The sequence below is a fragment of the Elstera sp. genome (assembly GCF_044372965.1).
Lineage (GTDB): Bacteria > Pseudomonadota > Alphaproteobacteria > Elsterales > Elsteraceae > Elstera.
Window position 1 is genome coordinate 1 of sequence record NZ_JBILQX010000208.1, and the last position, 5,565, is coordinate 5,565.

General features: G+C 63.4%; 5 protein-coding genes and 1 pseudogene. 3 read left to right on the forward strand and 3 right to left on the reverse strand.

The genetic code is table 11. The annotated features are described in order from the left end of the window. Window positions 1-46 precede the first annotated feature (46 nt). Window positions 47-1,144, reverse strand: a complete 1,098-nt coding sequence (lptG, locus tag ACIQ36_RS17790; protein ID WP_395831800.1) for an LPS export ABC transporter permease LptG — start codon at window positions 1,142-1,144, stop codon at window positions 47-49. Then, the gene (lptF, locus tag ACIQ36_RS17795; RefSeq protein WP_395831802.1) at window positions 1,144-2,250 is read right to left on the reverse strand and encodes an LPS export ABC transporter permease LptF; all 1,107 of its coding nucleotides are present in this window, start codon (window positions 2,248-2,250) and stop codon (window positions 1,144-1,146) included. Before lptF ends, lptG begins: the two co-directional genes overlap by 1 nt. A 107-nt stretch (window positions 2,251-2,357) precedes the next feature. Here lptF and ACIQ36_RS17800 point away from each other — a divergent pair, with 107 nt between their 5' ends. Together ACIQ36_RS17800 and ACIQ36_RS17805 are read left to right on the forward strand one after the other, a co-directional pair. After that, entirely contained in the window at window positions 2,358-3,296 is a 939-nt protein-coding gene (locus tag ACIQ36_RS17800; RefSeq protein ID WP_395831804.1) for a GDP-L-fucose synthase family protein, read from the forward strand. After that, complete coding sequence (locus tag ACIQ36_RS17805; RefSeq protein ID WP_395831807.1) at window positions 3,293-4,531, forward strand: 3-deoxy-D-manno-octulosonic acid transferase; 1,239 nt, start codon at window positions 3,293-3,295, stop codon at window positions 4,529-4,531. The genes ACIQ36_RS17800 and ACIQ36_RS17805 overlap by 4 nt, the downstream gene beginning before the upstream one ends. On the opposite strand, the gene ACIQ36_RS17810 is transcribed toward ACIQ36_RS17805, so the two are convergent. Beyond that, the gene (locus ACIQ36_RS17810; RefSeq protein WP_395831809.1) at window positions 4,528-5,052 is read right to left on the reverse strand and encodes an adenine phosphoribosyltransferase; all 525 of its coding nucleotides are present in this window, start codon (window positions 5,050-5,052) and stop codon (window positions 4,528-4,530) included. The genes ACIQ36_RS17805 and ACIQ36_RS17810 overlap by 4 nt on opposite strands. Window positions 5,053-5,170: 118 nt before the next feature. Between ACIQ36_RS17810 and ACIQ36_RS17815 the strand changes: the two are divergent. Continuing rightward, a pseudogene (locus ACIQ36_RS17815) lies at window positions 5,171-5,565 on the forward strand (hypothetical protein); the annotation flags it as partial.

A 5,565-nucleotide genomic window follows, 5' to 3' on the forward strand; every position in this document is an offset into this window, starting at 1 on the left:
GGGATTGAGTTGCGCCAGCGCGAGGGTAAGCGCCCGTTCGGCCATTCTAACCATCCTCCAGATACAAAAGCGTTGCGAGGCCGAAGAGGCAGCCAATCGCCGCCGGGGTCCAGGCCGCCAGTTCCACGGGGATGCTGGCGGATTTGCCTAAGGCCTGCACGAGATCGTTCATTAAGTAAAAGCCGAAGCCGATAATCACACCCAGGCCGATCCGCGCCCCCACGCCGCCGCGCCGCGCCGGGCGCAGGGAGAAGGTGGCGGCGATCAACACCATCGCCCCCAGCAAGATCGGCACGGCCAATTGACTGTGCAGATACAGCCGGTGGCGCGTTGCCGAAAAGCCCGCGTTCTCCAGCACCGAAATGAAATCCGGCAAAGCCCAGAAGGACATGGTTTCGGGCCGGGCGAAGCTTTCTTGAATCCGGTCGGGGGTCAGGTCGGTGGGCAACACCAGCCGCCCAATGGGCTTCGAGGGCTGGCCGTTCGGCGCTTCGAAGGCGGGTTCGACGATCCACGCCCCGTCGCTCAAGGTGGCCGTGGCCGAATCGACGCGCGACAGGAAGCGGCCTTGCGGGTCGTAGCGCAGGATCATCACCCCGCCCAGGCTGCGCAAATCGCGGCTGACCTGATCGGCGTGGATTATCGCAGTCGCGCCCTCGGCCCCCGCCTGCCGCAGCCACAGCCCGGCGGGGGAGACGATCATCTGCTCCACCTGGCCGCGCAGCAGACGACCTTCCAGCACCTCGTACCGGGCGAAGGTCACGGCGGCGAGTTGGTTCAAGAGCGCGACCTTAACAATCCCAAGCCCGACGGCGACGACCAGCGCCGGGGCGAGGAACTGCCACACGCTAATTCCGGCGGCGCGGGCGACGATCAACTCATTGCTGCGGGTCAAGCGCCAGAAGGCCATGATCGCGCCGAACAGAACGGCGAAAGGCATCAAGGTTTGCGCCGTCTGCGGCAACTTGAGCAAGGCGAGATGCAGAACGGTCGCCAGCCCCACATCAGGTTTAGAGGCGGCGCGGCGCAACAGCTCGACAACATCGGCGATGAAGATCACCGCCGCGAGGCCAAGAAAGAAGCTTAGCAGCCATACGCCGAAATGCCGGGCGATATAGCCGCAAAATAGCGGCGAGATGAGCATTAGCGGGCCTCCGGCTGCGGGAACAGCAGCGCGGGCCGCGTAATCAGTACACCGGCCGTGAGAATGATCAAGGCGGGGAGAAGATAGAGAAGAATCACCGCGCCGCTCATGCGGCTCGCCACGGTCGAGAGCGCGAAAAAGCCGGCTTGGGTGAGGGCGGCGAGCAAGACGGCCATGAAAATCCGCCGGGTCTGGCCGCGCCGGTTGAAATCGCCCGACAGCAGCGCGCCGAAAGCAATCGCCAAAAACGCCGGGATCATCAAGGGGGCGGCTAAACGCTGGTGGGCTTCGATGAAGAGGCCGCGCCGGGTGCGTTCATCCAGCCCGTCTTCCGGCCACAGCAGTTCATCAAGATAGCGTTCGGTGCCCTCGCGCTGGCGGGGGCCGACTTGGCCGGTCACGCGGTCGATATCCACCGTGTAGCGGTCGAAAAACAAAAAGCTGACGCGCCCGGTTTCCCGATCCAACTCCTGCCGGTTGCCGCTCACCATAATCAGGCGCGGCCCGTCCGGGCTTTGCACGATGGTGCCGCGGTCGGCGATATAGGTGGCGGGGCGCAGGGGATTGCGGCCGTCGTGGACCATGATGCCGAACAGATCGCCTTGGGTGCCTTGCTCGCGCACAAACAGGGTCAGCTTTTCATCAAGCTGGGTGAACACCCCCTCTTGCAGCAACACGGCGGCGAAATTGCTGCGCAAGCTCGCCTGCATATCCTTAAAGGCGCGGTAGGAGGCGGGGAGACCGTAGAGGGTGAGGCCGTAGCCGATAACCAGCGCCATCCCCATCACAATCACCGCCGGGCGCATCAACTGGCTTGGCCCCAGGCCAACGGCGCGCATCGCCAGCAACTCGCTGTCGGACTGCAGACCATTGTAAGTGAACAGCACGGCGGCGAACAAGGCGATTGGCAGAATCACCGTGAGGAAATTCGGCAGAACCAGGGCCGAAATGCTGATGAAGGTGGAGATCGGCAGGCCGCGATTGACGGTTAGATCGATGAAGCGCAGCGATTGGCTGAGCCAGATCGCTGCCGTCAGCACCAGCAGCACGGCGAGCGTGGCAACGATCACCTGCCGCGCGATATAGCGGTCGAAGCGGGAAAACATGGGGCGCACTATAGGCAGGCGCGGCAAACCCCGCTAGTCCCCCCTTGCAGCACGGGCGTGTGCGTCGTACATCCCCGCTATGAGCCCATTTGGGGCGAGGAGGAATAATGGACCAATCGGCACGGATTCTTGTGGCGGGCGCGCGCGGCCTCGTAGGCGGGGCGATTGTGCGGCAGCTACGCACCAAGGGATTTACGAACCTGCTGACGCCGGGCCGGGCCGAGGTCGATCTGACTGACCGGGCTGCACTCGACGCCTATCTTGCCGCCCATAAGCCGCAGTTTGTGTTTGATGCCGCCGCCAAAGTGGGCGGAATTCAGGCCAATAATCAGTTTCCCGGCGATTTTATCCGCGAGAATCTGTTGATCCAGACGAATTTGATCGATGCCTCCTATCGGGCGGGCGTCGAAAAATTCGTTTTCCTCGGCTCCTCCTGCATTTATCCGAAGTTCGCGCCGCAGCCGATGAAGGAAGAGCATTTGCTCACCGGCATTCTGGAGCCAACCAATTCAGCCTATGCGGTCGCCAAGATCGCCGGAATCGAAATGATTAACGCCTATCGCCGTCAGTTCGGTTTCAAGGGCATTTCCCTGATGCCGACCAACCTTTATGGGCCGGGCGATAATTACGATCTCAACAATAGCCACGTGCTGCCCGCGCTGATCCGCAAATTCCACGAAGCCAAGCTGGCGGGCGCGCCGGAAGTCGTCGTGTGGGGTACGGGCACGCCGCGCCGCGAGTTTCTGCATTGCGATGATCTCGCCGATGCCGCGATTTTCCTGATGCAGACTTACGATAGCTCCGAGATCATCAATGTCGGGGTCGGTGATGATATTCCGATTGGCGAGTTGGCCTTGCTGGTGAAGGACATCGTGGGGTTCCAGGGCAAACTGGTGCAGGACACGAGCAAGCCCGACGGCACGCCGCGCAAGCTGCTCGACGTGTCGCGCCTCACGAGCCTCGGCTGGAAGCCGTCCCTGTCCTTGCGCGACGGGATCACGCAAACTTACGCCGCCTATCAAGCCACGCTCGCGGCGGCGGCATGAGGGTTGCCGCCGTGCTGGCGCTCTATCGGGGAATCGGTTGGGGGTTGAAGCCGCTGTTGCCGGTTTTCCTCGGGCGGCGGCTGAAGCGCGGTAAGGAGCATCCACACCGGTGGCGCGAGCGCTTAGGCGTGCCGGGGCTGCCGCGCCCGAATGGTCCTCTGGTCTGGCTGCATGGGGCGAGCGTTGGCGAATCGCTGGCATTGCTTCCCCTGGTGGCGGCCCTGCGCGCGGCGCGTCCCGATCTGGTCTTGCTCGTGACCACGGGAACTGTGACCTCGGCGGCGCTGATGGGCGAGCGCTTGCCGCCGGGCGTGCTGCATCAGTTCATTCCCATCGATGCACCTTGGGCGGTGGATCGGTTCCTTGCCCATTGGCAGCCCGATCTGGTGCTCTGGACCGAGTCTGACCTGTGGCCAACGATTCTGACGCGGCTGAAAGCGCGCGGCACCCCCGCCGTGTTGCTGAACGGGCGTCTATCGGATCGCTCCTTTCAACGCTGGCAACTGGCGAAACCGATCATTCGGCACTTGCTCGGGTGTTTCTCCGACGTTCTGGCGCGGGGGGAGGAAGATGCCGCGCGGTTTCGTGCCTTAGGGGCGGTACGGGTGCAGGCGGTGGGTAATCTGAAACTTGCAGCCGACCCCTTGCCGGTCGATGGGTTAGCTTTGGCTGAGGCGCGCGCGCTCCTTGGCGACCGCCCCATCGTCGTCGCGGCCAGCACCCATCCGGGGGAGGAGGGGCTGATTGCCGAGGCGCACCGCGCGCTGCTTGCCGATTTCCCTGACCTGCTGACGATCATTGCGCCGCGCCATCCCAATCGCGGGCCGGAGCTTGCCGCCGATTTGGCCGCGCCCTGCCGCTCCCAAGGCGCAGGGATTCCCCGTGGCGGGCTCTATATCGCCGATACCATGGGCGAGCTTGGTCTCTGGTATCGCCTCGCCCGCGTCGCCGTGATCGGCGGCAGCTTTATCCCCCACGGCGGGCAAAACCCGACCGAAGCCGCTCGCCTCGGCGTGCCCGTTCTGTTCGGCCCCCATATGGAGAATTTCCGCGACGAGAGCGAGGGGCTGCTTGCGGAAGGCCGGGCGCAGCAGGTTTCCGAAGAAGCTTTGGCGGCAACGCTCACCCGCTTACTCCGCACCCAGGTGCCGCCGCGCGGGGCGGAAATCTCGGAAAGTAACGCCCTCACGGCGACCTTGGCGGTTCTGCTTCCGAGGCTGCCGGAGAAGGCCTAACTCTCATACTCCATCAAACTATAGCTCGGCACGCCCAGCGCGGCTAAACGTTCGCGCCCGTGGAGAAAGCTGAGTTCGATCAAATAGGCCGTCGCCGCCACCTCGCCACCCACTTTGCGGATGAGTTCGATGGTCGCCGCCATGGTGCCGCCGGTGGCGAGCAGATCGTCGAGCACCACGACGCGCTGACCGGGTTGAAGCGCATCTTCCTGAATTTCGATCGTGTCCTCGCCATATTCCAGCGCATAGCTGTGGCGGATGGTCGGCCCCGGCAGTTTGCCTTTTTTGCGCACCATCACAAAGCCGATACCAAGTTCCAGCGCCAAGGGCGCCGCGACCAGAAAGCCGCGCGATTCGATGCCCACCAGCAGATCCGGCTTGAGCGGCGCGACGATGGCATGGAGCCGCTTTACCGCCTCTTTCCACGCCTCGGCATGGGCGAGGAGTGTGGAAATATCGTAAAAAAGAATGCCCGGTTTCGGGAAATCCGGCACATGCCGGATATGGTCTTTCAAGTTCACGTCGGCACCCTCCTGATCAACGATGACCTTGAGATGAACACTAGCCGGGCCGCGCTGGCAAGGTTAAGGTCGTCGCACTCTTTTTCGTTGCTCTGATGATAATGCGGTGCCGAGTGCCATGACGATTCAAACGCTTTCACTCGTGTCCGGCGCGCTTGCGCTCGACCTTGCGCCCCAGTTGGGCGGCTCGATTGTAAAGTTCCAGCAGGGCGAGACGGCGCTATTCCGCCCGCTCGACCCGAACGGCCCACACGAGGCGCGGCTTAGCAGTTGTTATCCGCTGGTGCCCTTTTCTAACCGTATCAAGGAAGGGCGCTTTCGCTATGGCGGCGTGCGCTATCAGGCCGGGCCGACCGGGGCGGATCAGCCGCACGCGATCCATGGCGACGGCTTGCGCCACCCGTGGGAGGTCGTAACGGCGGGGCCGAAAGCGGCCACCCTCGTGTACCAGCATAATGGGGCCGAGGGCTGGCCCTTCACCTACCGCGCCGTTCAGCATTTCGAGCTAACCGA